15 protein-coding genes are annotated in these 15,190 nt (G+C 49.9%); 2 read left to right on the top strand and 13 right to left on the bottom strand.

What is annotated here, in order from left to right:
• Positions 1 to 114 precede the first annotated feature (114 nt).
• Complete coding sequence (locus AB4Y93_RS21620; RefSeq protein WP_441894955.1) at positions 115 to 1,536, bottom strand: DUF2515 domain-containing protein; 1,422 nt, start codon at positions 1,534 to 1,536, stop codon at positions 115 to 117.
• Between the two features lie 166 nt (positions 1,537 to 1,702).
• Here AB4Y93_RS21620 and AB4Y93_RS21615 point away from each other — a divergent pair, with 166 nt between their 5' ends.
• Positions 1,703 to 2,401: an SOS response-associated peptidase gene (locus AB4Y93_RS21615; protein ID WP_441894953.1), complete on the top strand. Its 699-nt coding sequence runs from the start codon at positions 1,703 to 1,705 to the stop codon at positions 2,399 to 2,401.
• A 128-nt stretch (positions 2,402 to 2,529) separates the two neighbouring features.
• On the opposite strand, the gene AB4Y93_RS21610 is transcribed toward AB4Y93_RS21615, so the two are convergent.
• From AB4Y93_RS21610 to AB4Y93_RS21590, 5 genes are all read right to left on the bottom strand, one after another.
• Entirely contained in the window at positions 2,530 to 2,817 is a 288-nt protein-coding gene (locus AB4Y93_RS21610) for a stage VI sporulation protein F (protein WP_441894951.1), read from the bottom strand.
• Between the two features lie 74 nt (positions 2,818 to 2,891).
• Positions 2,892 to 4,946, bottom strand: a complete 2,055-nt coding sequence (gene recG / locus AB4Y93_RS21605; protein ID WP_441894949.1) for an ATP-dependent DNA helicase RecG — start codon at positions 4,944 to 4,946, stop codon at positions 2,892 to 2,894.
• Between the two features lie 11 nt (positions 4,947 to 4,957).
• Entirely contained in the window at positions 4,958 to 5,812 is an 855-nt protein-coding gene (locus AB4Y93_RS21600; protein WP_441894947.1) for a DegV family protein, read from the bottom strand.
• A 37-nt stretch (positions 5,813 to 5,849) separates the two neighbouring features.
• Positions 5,850 to 7,625, bottom strand: coding sequence for a DAK2 domain-containing protein (locus AB4Y93_RS21595; protein ID WP_441894945.1), 1,776 nt, complete (start codon positions 7,623 to 7,625; stop codon positions 5,850 to 5,852).
• 18 nt (positions 7,626 to 7,643) lie between these two features.
• A complete protein-coding gene (locus AB4Y93_RS21590; protein ID WP_441895010.1) occupies positions 7,644 to 8,003 on the bottom strand; it encodes an Asp23/Gls24 family envelope stress response protein in 360 nt (119 codons plus the stop codon).
• Between the two features lie 298 nt (positions 8,004 to 8,301).
• Here AB4Y93_RS21590 and rpmB point away from each other — a divergent pair, with 298 nt between their 5' ends.
• Entirely contained in the window at positions 8,302 to 8,490 is a 189-nt protein-coding gene (gene rpmB, locus AB4Y93_RS21585; RefSeq protein ID WP_042160148.1) for a 50S ribosomal protein L28, read from the top strand.
• Between the two features lie 532 nt (positions 8,491 to 9,022).
• On the opposite strand, the gene spoVM is transcribed toward rpmB, so the two are convergent.
• The 7 genes from spoVM to rlmN all read right to left on the bottom strand — a co-directional run bounded on the left by spoVM (position 9,023) and on the right by rlmN (position 15,101).
• Positions 9,023 to 9,103, bottom strand: a complete 81-nt coding sequence (gene spoVM / locus AB4Y93_RS21580) for a stage V sporulation protein SpoVM (protein WP_010345573.1) — start codon at positions 9,101 to 9,103, stop codon at positions 9,023 to 9,025.
• Positions 9,104 to 9,249: 146 nt separating this feature from the next.
• Positions 9,250 to 9,495 (bottom strand): hypothetical protein, encoded by a 246-nt coding sequence (locus AB4Y93_RS21575; RefSeq protein ID WP_441894943.1) that lies wholly within the window; start codon positions 9,493 to 9,495, stop codon positions 9,250 to 9,252.
• Between the two features lie 51 nt (positions 9,496 to 9,546).
• A complete protein-coding gene (gene rpe, locus AB4Y93_RS21570) occupies positions 9,547 to 10,191 on the bottom strand; it encodes a ribulose-phosphate 3-epimerase (RefSeq protein WP_441894941.1) in 645 nt (214 codons plus the stop codon).
• 5 nt (positions 10,192 to 10,196) lie between these two features.
• Complete coding sequence (rsgA, locus tag AB4Y93_RS21565; RefSeq protein ID WP_441894938.1) at positions 10,197 to 11,123, bottom strand: ribosome small subunit-dependent GTPase A; 927 nt, start codon at positions 11,121 to 11,123, stop codon at positions 10,197 to 10,199.
• Positions 11,110 to 13,281, bottom strand: coding sequence for a Stk1 family PASTA domain-containing Ser/Thr kinase (pknB, locus tag AB4Y93_RS21560; RefSeq protein ID WP_441894936.1), 2,172 nt, complete (start codon positions 13,279 to 13,281; stop codon positions 11,110 to 11,112). The genes rsgA and pknB overlap by 14 nt, the downstream gene beginning before the upstream one ends.
• Positions 13,278 to 14,048 (bottom strand): Stp1/IreP family PP2C-type Ser/Thr phosphatase, encoded by a 771-nt coding sequence (locus AB4Y93_RS21555; protein WP_167278012.1) that lies wholly within the window; start codon positions 14,046 to 14,048, stop codon positions 13,278 to 13,280. Before AB4Y93_RS21555 ends, pknB begins: the two co-directional genes overlap by 4 nt.
• A 6-nt stretch (positions 14,049 to 14,054) precedes the next feature.
• A complete protein-coding gene (gene rlmN, locus AB4Y93_RS21550) occupies positions 14,055 to 15,101 on the bottom strand; it encodes a 23S rRNA (adenine(2503)-C(2))-methyltransferase RlmN (RefSeq protein ID WP_167278010.1) in 1,047 nt (348 codons plus the stop codon).
• Positions 15,102 to 15,190: the final 89 nt, after the last annotated feature.

Raw genomic sequence — 15,190 nt, 5'->3', positions numbered from 1 at the left:
CCATCATAGAGGGCAAATCTTAAATTTTTAGTTACTCCATATTATCTTCTTATGAATATTTGTCATTTACCTCGTATCAAAGCAGAAAGGCGGCACGCTCATCGCAGTCCCGTTTCATGTTAGTGGAGGTTTCGGCTCTGCTCTCCCAGCTCCCTGCTCATCCAGTCTGAGCTGCTGGGCAGCGAGAACGGCAAGCTCGATCTTGTTGAGCAGCAGGCCGTACTCATTCGATAGTTCGAAGCTGCGGGGCAGCTTCAGCATACGAAAGTACGGAGCAATATCTGCAGCTGAGTGGAACCAATCACCTCGTGCGGGCGCCTCCAGTGTCTGGTTGGCCCAGGCGTCCCCAAGCTCGGGGCTATACAGAGGTGCTGCTCCCGGCAGCAATTTGCCGCCAAGCAGACGCTCCTTATACAAGGCGGACGGTGGATCGCGGCGCACCCGAGCAAAAATCTGCGGTGCATAGTCCACTCTCGAGGCCGTATGGCGTCCCTTATCTACAAAAGCCAGCGCCCCTTCGCGCACGCGAGGTACGCCAAACAAGATCGCGTACAAAGCTTTACCGAACTCAATCCGCTCGGACAAGTCGTCGAAATGCTCCATAATAAGTCCTACCAAACGCAGCTCATTAACCGAATGGTACGGGAACATGACCGCATTCAGCTGCAGCAGCGACTGCATCCCGAAGAAGAACGTTTCGATCACATTCTTCCGGAAGTAATCATCCTGCACGACCCGCTCCTCGATAAAATGCTGCTCATTCACAATAAGCGCAACTGTAAGCGGCACAGGATCACGCCGCCGCCAGAACTGCTCCCACACAGGTCGCATGAACCGTGTTACCCCAAAGGCCGTGAGCAGATGAAAGAGCGGCCGGTCTGCATGAATGCTTTCTTCATATAGCAATAACTGTGGATAAGCATCACCGAAAATAAACGCGTTCGCATGCTCAAGCAGTAAAAATACGTCTTTGCGTTTACCGCCAGGCAGCAGATGCGGCAGCCACTCCCCCTCCAGATCGGTCATGTTCCAGCCGCCGTTACGGGAGACAAGATGGGCCAGCATCGCCCAATGAAGCTCAGGACGGCGTTTATATATCAGGCGGTAGGCTTCCGTGCGCGTCACATTATTACGGTTAAGACGAGCTGTCTCTGCCAGAATCCGCTCGATCAGCAGACTCTCCTCCCCACTCCACCCCTGCGTAAAAGTGGACGCCGCAGCTTTCGCCGGAGCCTCCTCACTATTCTCGCTTGCTCCGCCGTTTCCGTCAGTCATCACCGCATCCACATCTGCAGGCTGCCTCTCCAGCTTCAGCCAGGTCACCATCAGCTCCGAAACAGTATCCTCCGCTATCTGCAGCGGCTCAGCTTCGCCGAGCATCTCCTGCGAAGTCTCCATGCCATGCCACTTGCCGACTGCATAGTCCCATGCCGCGACAGGCAGCGAGAAGAGCTGTTTGATTTTACTGAGACTGCTCCTTTTCCCTCTGCTTTGGCCAGAGTCTCGGCGGCCGTGCCTCCTCTTCCTGTTTAACATCGACCGCCCTCCTTCAGTGTCTTGGTAACACAAGTATTTGCCGATAGACAGTCTATTCATGCATAATAAAAGGACAAAGAACATCTTATGCTTACGAAGTATGAATCACCACAAATTGGCTATTAAACAGCCATCTGTGAGGCAATTCATTTTAGGAGGACTTGCCATGTGCGGAAGATATACGATCACGGTATCGCTCGAGGAGCTGATGATTCGTTATATGATTGGCGATACGAAGGTACCTTATCATCGGCCCAAATATAACGTAGCACCCGGCCAGCAGGTGCTTGCCATTATTAACGACGGCCAGCGGAACCGGCTTGGAGAGCTGCAATGGGGACTTATTCCGCCTTGGGCGGAAGACCCGAAAATCGGCAACAAAATGCTGAACGCCCGGTCCGAGACGGCTGCAGAGAAGCCAGCTTTCAAAACGCCGCTTCAACGCAAGCGCTGCCTCATTCCAGCCGACGGGTTTTATGAATGGAATAAGACCGACGGCGGCAAGCAGCCAATGCGTATTGTCCGCAATGACCGCTCCTTGTTCAGCATGGCCGGACTTTACGAGACCTGGCTTGCGCCGGACCGCACAACGACGATTAGCAGCTGCACCATAATGACGACTTCGCCTAATGAGCTGATGGCCCCGATCCACGACCGGATGCCTGTAATCTTACGCCAAGAGGACGAGCCGCTCTGGCTCGACCGTTCGGTACAGGACCCACAGGCGCTAAGCCATCTCTTCGTGCCATACGCAGCAGCAGAACTCGACGCTTATCCCGTATCTTCGGCGGTCGGAAGCGTAAAGAATGACACAGCCGACTGTATTGAACCCATAACTCCCGGAGGCCAGCTTCATCTGTGGTGAGAACTCTAAATAGATTGTTTCCAATGCGTCATCACGAAGCCCCTCCATTTCAGCACGTTGGAATTCATACAGCATAACCCTTTTAAATCTTTACTCTGAATAAATAAAAAAAAGCTGACCGCGAGCGGTCAGCGAAACATCCCCCAAAGCTTCAGCAAATGGAAGGTATTGTTTGGGTCTATTTTCTGCCCAAGCACAAAATCAATAATCTGTTCTTCCTGGATATCCGTTAGAGGTTCCTGTAAAATAGCAGTCGCATTTTTTACGAGCTTCCTTACCTTTACCCGGTCCTGCAGATCATACTTTGTCACGTTGCCCAGCAGCAGCCGTATCCGGTCCTTTACGACCGGATTTTTTAATTTGATTTTGACGCGTTCGACCAGTTGCGGTCGAATGCCGTACTTTTGGTAACTCACTGGCCTCGACACCTCCATCCGGCATTCCGATGATTCGATCGTTTAACTATATGCCGTTGGAAGTAAGATGTTGCTTAGTCGAGCTGTTCCCCTTGAAAAATTTGATCCTTCAGCAGCAGGACACGTGCTCGTTCATACGACGGATTCGTCCAGAAATCATCACGCCCTGCTAGTTCTGCTGCATCATCGCGAGCCAGCTCCAGCATTTCAAAATCGGCCGCCATATCGGCGATCTTGAACTCCGGAAGGCCGCTTTGCTTCGTCCCGAAGAAGTCCCCCGGTCCACGCAGCTCGAGATCCCGCCTCGACACCTCGAAGCCGTCATCGGTCTCCGTCATGACCTTCATCCGTTCACGGCCGTTCTCCGACTTCGGATCCGCAACGAGAACACAGAATGATTGATGTGCCCCACGTCCAACACGACCACGAAGCTGATGAAGCTGCGACAGCCCGAACCGTTCAGCATCCATAATAATCATCAGTGTCGCATTCGGAACGTCAACCCCAACCTCGACAACCGTCGTTGCCACCAGCAGATGCGTCTCGTTAGCACCAAACGCGCCCATGACCTGATCCTTTTCCGAAGCCGACAGTCTGCCGTGCAGGAGACCAACTTTCAAATCAGGAAAAGCCTGCTGCATCTGCACATACAGATCAATGACATTCTGTACATCCAGCTTGTCCGATTCCTCGATCAGCGGGCAAATGACATAAGCCTGACGCCCCTGGTTGACTTCACGCCGGATGAACCCAAGGACACGGTCCATCATACTATGCTTCACCCAATATGTCTTGATCGGCTTCCGTCCATGCGGTCGCTCACGTATAGTTGACACATCCATATCCCCGAAAGCGGTAATGGCGAGCGTTCTCGGTATGGGAGTCGCTGTCATCGTCAATACATCCGGATTCATCCCTTTGCGGCGTAATACGCTCCGCTGATTAACCCCGAATCGATGCTGCTCATCCGTAACGACTAATCCTAAGCTGCGGAAAAAAACATCGTCCTGAATAAGCGCATGGGTTCCAACAATAATATCAATCAGGCCCATCTGCAGCCCTGCAAGGACATCACGGCGCTTCCTCTCCGTCAAGCTGCCTGTCAGCAGTCCAACTTCAATACCCGTGCCCGCGAATAACTTCTGCAGCGAACGCAGATGCTGATCAGCCAATATCTCAGTAGGCACCATAAGCGCCCCTTGGTGACCAGCTTTAATCGTGCAATACAATGCGATAGCCGCGACAACCGTTTTGCCCGATCCTACGTCACCTTGAAGAAGCCGATTCATTGCGGCTGGCTGCCTCATATCGGACATAATCTCATTAACAACCTTCTTCTGGCCGTCTGTCAGCTCAAAAGGCAGCGTAGCCGCAAAGTTCCGAATGGTCTCCCCATTCACCTGATGAACGATACCGTCACCACGATTACGGGTCAAGGCACGGTAAGCCTGCAGCTTCAGCTGGAACAGGAATAGTTCCTCGTATACCATGCGCCGGCGCGCCTCCAGCCCTTCCTTTACCTCTCCAGGATCATGAATACGCTGCACGGCATCACGCCTAGGCATAAGCCTGTGGCGCTCCACTAACTCATGCGGCAGAACTTCTTCAATCATCGTGCCAAACTGCATAAGAGCCTGCTTAATCGTCTTGCGCATCCAAGCTTGCGTAATAGCTCCGCCTACCGAATAGACCGGCTGCAAGGTTCCCGACTTTACCATCCCGGTCGACTTGTCCGCAAATTCGGATTCCGACACCGTCATCTGCAGACGTTGCTGCTCCCATTTGCCCGTTAAGACGATCTCCCGGCCAGGCGTCAGCTGATTTTGCAGAAAATGACGATTGAACCACACCGCCGTCACGAGCATATGCTCAACCTCAACCTTACAGGTCAGGCGGGATTTACTTTTCCCATAGCGCTGCAGCACCGGGTTACCGCGAATCACACCCTGCACCGTGACCTTCTCGCCATCCTTAATTTCAGCAATCTCACGTATACGATAATCCTCATATCGAAATGGAAAATAATCCAGCAAATCGGCGACTGTCTGTACGCCAAAGGCGTGAAGCTCTTCTTCCTTAGGAGCGCTCACGCCTTTAATTTGCCGGACAGAATACTGTTCCAGCGTCATTGTTCTCTACCTCACACTCTGCGCATAAACACAGCTAGCGTACCAGGACCAACATGGGTCCCGATTACTGCACCAACTGTTGTATATTCAACCTCTTGCACGTTGAAACGGCTTTTAATCATCTCGCCGAACTCCATGGCAGCTTCCTTACCTGTCGTACATGCGATCGTCAGAATAACAGGTTCACTGCCACAAGCCTGCTCCAGCATATCAATAATACGCAGCATCGCTTTTTTCGAACCGCGCACTTTATCTACGGCATACACCATGCCGTCTTTGTCGAGTGACAAAATCGGCTTAATATTAAGAATAGATCCAATTAAGGCGGAGGCTCTGCCGATTCGTCCTCCTCTTTGCAAATATTCTAACGTATCTACAAGAAAATAAAGCTCCGTTGACCGCTGCATCCGATCAATCTCAGCCAGAATCGCTTCTTTCGAAGCGCCTTCCCTAGCCATTCTGGCTGCCGCAACAACGCGCATGCCGTATGCGTATGAAGCCGTCTTGGAATCAAGAACGGTAATATCCGGCTCCCCTTCAACCATCGAGCTTCCAATTACAGCCGATTGATAGGTCCCGCTGACTGCACTTGATAATTGAATCGAAATAATCGATGCGTTCGGATCCTCTTGCAAAATGCGCTCGTACGCCTCTTGAAACTCCATCGGTGATGGCTGGGATGAGGTAGGCAGCTGAGACGATGCCGCTACTTTGTCGAAAAATTGCTCCGTATTCATCGTAACAGCATCATAGTAAGTTTCTTCTCCAAACAGAATCTTCAGCGGAACCATTTCAATACCGAGCTCTTCTCTCAGCTGCAATGGAATATCTGATGCACTGTCGGTCACGATGCGTATGCTCCCCATACGTACGTCCCCTCCCAAATTGTATAACTTATTACAACTATTCTAAAGCAAACAAATAAGGATATAATGGCTGGCCGCCGACATGAACCTCCAGTTCAACATCCGGATAAGCCTCCTCGATCCATTCACACAACATTTTGGTGTCGGCTTCCTTCGCATCTTCACCGGTCAATACCGTAAGCAGTTCACCGCCATCCTCCACCATAGCTGCCATCAATAACTGACAAGCCTCAAGCAGACTTGGCTTCGAGGAGACAATCGTCTTCTCTTTAATCCCCATGTAGTCGCCTTCTTGGATATCAACACCATCAATGGATGTATTCCGCACGGCTTGAGTAACTTGACCCGATACTACCTGCTCCGCTGCACTCTTCATCCAAGCCGCGTTACGCTCTGCGGATTCCTCTTCCTTGAAGGAAAGAATCGCCGCAAGCCCTTGAGGGATCGTCTTCGTCGGAATAACCGTTACCTGACGTCCACTCAGTTCTGCTGCTTGTTCAGCCGCAAGAATAATATTGCTGTTATTAGGTAACAAGTAAATATGCTCCGCTGGCAGTGACTCAATTGCGTTAACGAAATCTTCCGTACTAGGATTCATCGTCTGCCCGCCGGACAAGACGATATCCACCTCATTGCTGAGGAAAATATTCGCAATACCTTCTCCCAATGCGACCGCTACAATACCAAATGGCGCAAGCTCATGCAGCTTCTCTGGTGCTACGACTTGAGCTGAAGGACCTGCAAGCAGTTCCGTCGACGAAATCTCACCCGCAAGCGCGTACTCGGCAACTGGTGCAAAAGGCACAGCCGCTGCTTCCTGTTCCAGCAAATCGCGATGCTGCTCCCTCATATTCAGAATGTGGAAATCTGTCAATTCGCCATAGGCAATGGCCAGATTCAATACATCGCCAGGCTTGCGCGAGTGGACATGCACCTTAATGATGTCATCATCTGCAATGACGAGGATTGAGTCACCGTCTTTTTCCAAAGCTTTCTTGAAAGCGTATTCATTGAAAAACGGCACAGCTTTTCCGCTAATTTTGCGATTAATAAAGAATTCCATATCGTAAAGGAACTCGATATCTTCGGTTGCTAATCTTGATTGTGCGGACACCGGAGCCGCTGGACGTGGCACGGAAGCCGGCCGTGCTGCTGCCTCAGACGGGAATGCAAATACCTTCTCTTGAATCGTACCGCTGTGAGTCAAATGATGAACAAAGCCCTCGTAGATAAACACGAGACCTTGTCCGCCGGAGTCAACGACGCCGACTTGTTTCAGTACCGGCAACAGATCCGGTGTGCGCTGCAGCGCTTCATTTGCCTTGGCATGAATCTCTGTCATGAGCTCGACAACGTCACTCGTCCTACGGGCATACTGAACCGCATGCTTGGCTGCTTCTTTTGCCACTGTAAGGATGGTTCCCTCTACCGGCTTTACGACTGCTTTATAAGCCATGTCAACGCCGTTCTGGAATGCGGCAGCAATCTGCTGCGTACCAGCCTCTTCCAAGCTGCCAAGTGATTTGGCGAAGCCCCGGAATAATTGGGACAAGATAACGCCCGAATTGCCCCTTGCTCCCATAAGAAGCCCTTTGGACAATGCTTCGGCAGCCTTACCCAGATGGGCAGACGGCTTGTTCCGCAATTCACGAACCCCCGAGACAATCGTTAGATTCATGTTAGTACCCGTATCTCCGTCTGGCACCGGAAACACATTCAGTGAATTAACCCGGTCTACATTTCTTTCTAAATATTCCGCACCGAGCAGTGCCATGGCGGTAAAATCAGATCCGTTAATGGAGCGCTTACTCAACGACAATTCCCCTTCCTGCTACGTAGATACCCTAACGTCTTGAACGTATATATGGACTTGGTCCACTTGAAGACCGATTACATCATTAAGGACATATTTAACCTTGTTCTGAATATTATGCGCTACTTCGGATATTTTCGTGCCGTAGCTTACGATAATATGCAGTTCAATATGAAGCTCTTCATTCTCCCGGCGTACCTCGACGCCCTTCGACATGTTTTCTCTGCCGAGCAGCTCGGCGATGCCATCCTTCAACTGTTTACGGGAAGCCATTCCGACCAGCCCATAACAATCCATGGCTGCAGAGCCTGCAATCACTGCAATACAGTCATCATTCACAATTATCTGTCCAAGCTCGTTCTTAATCTGCAGTGGTATGGGAATACACTCCTTTACCGTAAATAATATGGACTAAGGATTATTGTACTATAAATAGCTTCATTATAGAAGGGTGAAAGGTAAAAAGGATGACAAAATCGGTCATTTCTCATACTTTTAAGTTGCTGATACAGAACAATTGTGATACGATAATCAAGTATGTTTTTGTGCAGGCTTGACCATGTAATTAATTACAGCTTGTGCTAACAATGCAGCTAATAGTTCAAAGCAAACTCTAAGCGCAGGCTTGCGAGGTAGCTTGGCTCTTCGCAACGCACAACCTTAAGGAGGTGTACTCATGTCCCGCAAATGTTTTATTACTGGTAAATCGCCTGGTACAGGCAACCATGTATCCCACGCAAACAACAAAAACCGTCGTTCTTGGGGTGTAAACGTGCAAAAGGTTCGCATCTTGGTAGACGGCAAACCGAAACGCGTTTATGTCAGCACACGTGCACTGAAATCCGGCAAAATAACTCGCGTTTAATTCCGGATTCCAACCAGGCGGTAGAGCGCAAACAGCTGACGCCGTCACCTTGGCGGCGCAGCGAACGTTTCGCTATGAGAATATAAGCGTCGTATAATTGATTATACTTTCTTATATTTAGACAAAAAGCACCTGAGCTCAGGTGCTTTTTTTTCTTGAATTCTAAGATTTTCTATAAGTTTTATCTCATAAAATGGCTTAGAATTCGCCAGAATGAAACGCACCTCGCCCTGCCAACGGACGGCAATGTCGCCTCACCTTGAATGAACCTCGCCCAGTACGACAAAACCGCTTCACCTAAAATTCTAGGGCTTTATAAGAGTTCACTTAAAATAGGCCTAGAATTCTTCGGATCGGAACATCTCCCGCCGCCATTGTATGGCGAGACCGTTCCGCCTTGAATTCTAGAACTCTATAAGAGTTTTCTTATAGTATGGCCTAGAATGCTTCGGATCGGAACGCGTTTTGCCACTTTGAGACTGGCATAACCGTTCCGCCTTGCCCACGATCATTCGTTAAGACGTGCATCGGCTTAGTTTTTTTGGAAGGTATTCAATATTGCTTTTACGAATCCGCCCAGAAATTTCGGCAGTTTGATCGTGTAAAACTTCATGCCCATCCCTCCTCAGACACGCTCATCGAAATTGGAAGTGTGAACCAATTCATACACACAAAAAAATGGCTACACGAACCTTCGTTCATGTAACCATCCTATGCGTTCTAAAGCTGTCCTATTCCAAAGCGCCAGCTCGTATTCTATTAGCCCGCAGGCATCGGGTTATCACGCAAGTAAATAACGATTGCGATTACGAGAGCCGTAGCGAAATAAACGATTATTGCAGATACGATAAAGGATATACGCGGCCCCCAGGTTAAGAAACGCTTGAAGCATTTTATGGCGACATACAAGGCCACCAGCGAGCAAACGTACTTGATAGGCGAGGAGATCGCCGTAAAAAGACCGAGCAAAAGGCCTGCTGTAATCGCGTAGAAAGCGATCCACATTATTTTTTTCCAGACGCTCTGCTCTAACTCGTAATCTTCCTCCATTATCAATTACCGAAGCGCAGCAATCGCAGCCGCGCGATCCCTTTCCCCGAATACTGCATTACCCGCTACGAGCACATTCGCACCAGCTTCTACAACCTGCTTCGCTGTTGTGCTGTTAATGCCCCCGTCTACTTGCACATGAACATGGTCGAGGCCACGGTCGCTCAGCATCTTGCGCAGCTGACGCAGTTTATTAAGCGATTCTTCAATGAATGCTTGCCCGCCAAATCCAGGGTTAACGGTCATAATCAGAACCAGGTCAACATCACCAAGAATATGCTCCAGCACAGACAGAGGCGTGCCCGGATTAAGCGCAACACCAGCTGGCAAGCCAAGGTCTTTAATCTGCTGAATCGTGCGGTGCAGATGCACGGTTGCTTCTGCATGAACCGTAATACGGTCCGCTCCGGCAGCCGCATAACTTGGGATCGACAACTCCGGATGCTCAATCATCAAATGTACATCAAATGGAAGCTTCGTCGCCGAACGTACTGCTGCGATAACCGGAGGTCCAAAGGTCAAGTTCGGTACAAAATGACCGTCCATAACGTCAACATGAATCCAATCCGCTCCCGCTTGCTCTGCTGCTTTAATCTCGTCTCCAAGCCGCGCGAAATCTGCCGACAGGATCGATGGTGCGATAATTGCCATAAGTACTAGTACCTCCGCTTTCTCTCTTTCATTTCGGTCATAAACGTCAAGTAGTTCTGATGGCGGCTTTTAGCGATTGTGCCATCCGCTACGGCCTTCAGCACTGCGCATCCCGGCTCATGCACATGCGAGCATTCACGGAATTTGCAATCCGGTGCAAGCTCCCGCATTTCACGGAAGCAGTAACCAAGATCCTCAATACCAAGCTCTGTGAAATCCAACTGGCTGAAACCAGGAGTATCCGCCACATAACCTCCGCCGATCTCCACCAGCTCCACATGACGGGTCGTATGCTTACCACGGCCAAGCCTGTTGCTGATGGCATTCGTCTCGAGCTCAAGGCCCGGAACGAGTGCATTCAGCAACGATGATTTACCTACGCCCGATTGGCCAGCGAATACCGCTACATGTCCTTTCAGACGGCTATGCAGCTCTTCTACGCCAACACCTTGGCGTGAGCTAGTGCCGAATACTTCATAGCCAATAGCGGTGTAGATACGGTTAACAGCTTCAATAGCAACAGCTGCTTCCTCCATTTCCTCGCCATCTTGTTCCAAGTCCTGCTTACTTAAGCATAACACTGGCTCAATACCAGCATGCTCGATATGAACAAGGAATTTGTCCAGCAGCTGTAAATTCAAGGAGGGCTCCGTCACGGAGAAGACGAGAATAGCCAGATCAACGTTAGCGACCGGCGGCCTTATTAACTCGGAAGAGCGGGGCAGCAGTTCCTCCACCGTGCCCTCGCCATTCTCCGTTAAGCTGTACACCACATCGTCGCCAACAAGCGGCGTCAAACCCCTCTTCTTAAATACACCGCGGGCACGGCATTGCACCGTTTGCCCCGATGACTCTGACTCATTCGGCAATACATAATAATAGCCGCTGAGTGCCTTGACGATTCTCCCCTTGGCTTCACTATTGCTGCTCATCTTGGGCGCCTCCGTTGTCATTGCTTTCTACCGGATCAGCATCTACAGGCTGGTCCGGGTTATCTGTTTCTTCCGTTGTACCTGTACCCGTATCCGTACTGCCGGTTCCAGGAATAGTAAGCGAAGAGGAATCCGACCCTTGTACCAGATCCTCATAAGTGATGGTACGATTATCTACAAATTGACCGTCCCGGTAAACCGTTACACTCGCTTCTGTATTAGGTGCCAGCATCACTTCAATAGGGAAAGACTGTGTATCTTGAATTTGGCGTTTGCCCCACTCAATATCCTTACCACGCGCATCCGTATATACAATCCGGATCTCGCTTGTCTTGCCCGCTTCAGCAGGTGATATCGTTACATTAAACGTATGGCTTTTGGCATCCTTAGGAGGTCCTGAGCTTACGCGAATCGAGATCTTCGAACCTTTTGGCACAGGATCATTAGGTTTGAACTGGTCTTGATCAATAACAAGTCCTTTGCTTATTGAATAGCTTGGTTCTTCTAAAATATCGTCATCTTCAAGCGTCAGTCCATTCGCTTTAACCATGTCCTTCGCTTCTGCAACGGTGTGGCCGATTAGATTCGGCATCGGAATTGTTTCACGTCCTTTGCTTACCATGAACGTAAACGTTGCTGTCTTAGGATCAAATTCCGAACCAAACTCCGGTGTCTGGTTAATGACCACACCTGAATCCTCGTCACTAAATACCTGTTCAACTGCAATCTGCTCTTCTGTCACGCCAAGTGCAATCAAATCATCCTTGGCTTCTTGAATCTGCTTGCCCTTGTAATCCGTCATCTTCTCCAGCACAGCGCCGTCGCTGACCGATAATTGAATCCAAGAGCCTTCCTTCACTTGCATGTTTTGCTTGTCCTGATCGAATACTACACCTTGCGGTACATCGCCCATAAACTCATGGATGATTGGCTCCTTCACCCTCAGCCCTTTGGCCTCAAGCATTGCACGGGCCTCATCTTCTGACTTGCCAACCACATAAGGCACGTCCACATCCGGCACATCAAGTTTGTCCAGCAGAGCAAAGAATCCCCATATAATCAAAGCTAACGCCACCAGCGTGACCCCTACAATGGTTGTAGGGCGCTTCCAGCCTTTAGGCTTTCCATTCGGCTTCTCATCTTTCCATTCGACTTCCGGTTCACTCGACGCGGCCGCCGCCCTGCGCTCCAGCGGCGCTGCCGCTGAAACAGGCGATATATACGACTGTGCCGATTGCTGCGGCTCCGATGGCAGCAATTCTCCCCGAATAGCTGGCATAACCCGAGTCTCGTCAAGGTCGCTGCCGCTGCCAAAGATTACTTTGGGCTCATTAATCCGATTTGGCTTCAGACAAGTGTCCAAATCCGTGAGCATTTCACGAGCCGATTGGTAACGTTCGCTCGGATTTTTTCGCATAGCACGCAAAATAACATTTTCCACACTTTGCGGGATATGTGGATTCACCTTTCTAGGCTCCTCAAACTCCTCCTGCAAATGCTTCAGAGCGACGCTGATCGGACTTTCGCCGAAAAAGGGAAGCTTGCTGGTTAACATTTGGTATAATACGATCCCAAGGGAGTACAAGTCGGATTTCTCCCCTGTACTAACTCCCTTGGCATGCTCCGGCGAGAAATAATGGACCGACCCGACTACCGAGCCCGTCTGTGTAATAGTAGAGGAAGTGACAGCACGGGCGATCCCGAAGTCCGTCACCTTCACTCTGCCGTTCTTGCCAATTAAGATGTTATGTGGCTTAATATCGCGATGAATAATATGATTCTGATGTGCATGCTCTAGTGCATCACAAATCTGCATAGCAATACGCACCGCTTCATCTGCCTGCAACGGCGCACGCTCAATTATAATTTCATTAAGATTATGACCTTCGATATATTCCATAACGATGTAATGCGTATCTTCTTCCTGTCCTACATCATAAATACTGACGACATTCGGATGAGACAGCGAAGCCGCCGACTGCGCTTCCCTGCGGAATCTCCGAATAAATTCTTCGTCATGGACGAATTGCTGCCTCAGCACCTTCACTGCGACATTACGGTTCAGCAAAATATCATGCGCCTTATAGACAAGCGCCATTCCGCCTCCGCCAATTCTCGTTATAATCTCATAACGTCCACCTAGTTGATGTCCAATCATCCGTTGTCACCTCCTCGATAAGCAGCGTCTGCTTCCTGAAGAAGCACGACAGTGATGTTGTCGTCTCCTCCTGCTTGCAGCGCTAATTGAATGAGGCGATCCGCTTTACCATCCAATTCCAGTCCATCCTCGCAAACCGTCTGCAGCATCAGCTCGTCACTGACCATGTTCGTCAGTCCATCGCTGCAAAGCAGCAGTATATCGTTATCCGTCAAGGCTGCGGTATAGATATCTACCTCAACATGCGCGTCCGTTCCAACCGCGCGTGTAATTACATTGCGGCGCGGGTGATGCGCCGCCTCCTCGGAGCTGATCTGGCCAGACTTCACCAGCTCATTCACAAGAGTATGATCCTCTGTCAGTTGCGCAATTCCATCTGCGGTAATGAGATAGGCGCGGCTGTCTCCGATATGACCAATAATCAGCTGCCGCTCTTTGTACAAAGCGGCGACGATTGTCGTTCCCATATTGTAGTACTGCTCGTTGCGTGATGCCATATCGTACACGACGTCATTAGCCATGACGAGTGCCTGACGAATTAGCATTTTCCCCTCTTGCATCGACAAATCCGCCTTCGACGCGCTCTTCTCAAGCATGTCTCTGAACGTATTAACCGCCAGCTGGCTCGCTACATCGCCTGCTTGATGACCGCCCATTCCGTCGGCCACAATGGCAAGCGTTATGCCGTTATCCAGCTGTCCTACCCACGAACGATCTTCGTTAATTTGACGAATTCGTCCAACATCGCTTCGGTTTGCCGTAATCAACCGTGATCACCTCGTCGTGGACTCCATATGTTTCGCCCTTAATTGACCGCATGCGGCTGCAATATCATGACCTTGCTCCCTGCGAATCGTGCAATTGACTTTGTTTTTCTCCAAAATGCGCTGGAATTCGAAAATGTCGTTACGCGGCGTACGAACATAATTCCGCTCAGGCACATGGTTAACTGGAATCAAGTTGACATGGCACAACATGCCTTGAAGCACATCAGCCAGCTCTTGCGCATGTTCAGCTTGGTCATTGACACCGCCAATTAAGGCATATTCAAACGTAATACGGCGGCCAGTCTTCGCAATATGATTACGGCATGCTGCCATAACATCCTCAAACGGGAAGCGACGGTTAACCGGCATCAGCTTCGAACGAAGCTTGTCGTTTGGTGCATGGATCGAGATCGCAAGGTTGATCTGCGTGTTCTCTTCTGTAAATTTATACATGCTTGGTACAATACCACTTGTCGAGACCGTAATATGGCGCTGGCCGATATTAAGCCCCTTCTCATGAATCATAATACGCAGGAATGTCATTGTTGCATCATAATTCTCAAATGGTTCACCGGAGCCCATGATAACAATACTCGATACACGCTCATTCGTTGCATCAAGCATTTGTTGAGCAGTAACGACCTGCGCAACAATCTCACCCGCTGTCAGGTTCCGTTTCAAACCGCCCAGCGTCGAAGCGCAGAACGTACAGCCGATCCGGCAGCCTACCTGTGTCGTTACACAAATGCTATTACCGTATTCGTGACGCATAATAACTGTTTCAATCGCATGATTGTCATGCAGGCCAAACAGGAACTTAACTGTTCCATCTTTCGATTCAAACTTCGTAATTTCTGTAAGCGTCACGAACTGGAAGTTCTCCTCCAGCTTATCGCGGAGTGACTTCGGCAAGTTGGACATGTCTTCAAAGCTCTTCACACGCTTCACATAGAGCCAATCAAACAGCTGGCCGCCGCGGAACGCCGGCTCACCATTCTCTTGCATCCACTCTTGAAGCTGATCGAGGTTATAGTCATAAATTATTGGTTTCATCTTCTTATTATCACACCTGACTCTGAACTAGCGCGTCGGCTTAGCCGGCGCTGATGATTTATTTTACCACAAACGCCCATGTCGAGCCA

Source organism: Paenibacillus sp. YAF4_2 (assembly GCF_052113225.1).
GTDB lineage: Bacteria > Bacillota > Bacilli > Paenibacillales > Paenibacillaceae > Pristimantibacillus.
This window is presented reverse-complemented; position numbering and strand designations above follow the sequence as displayed.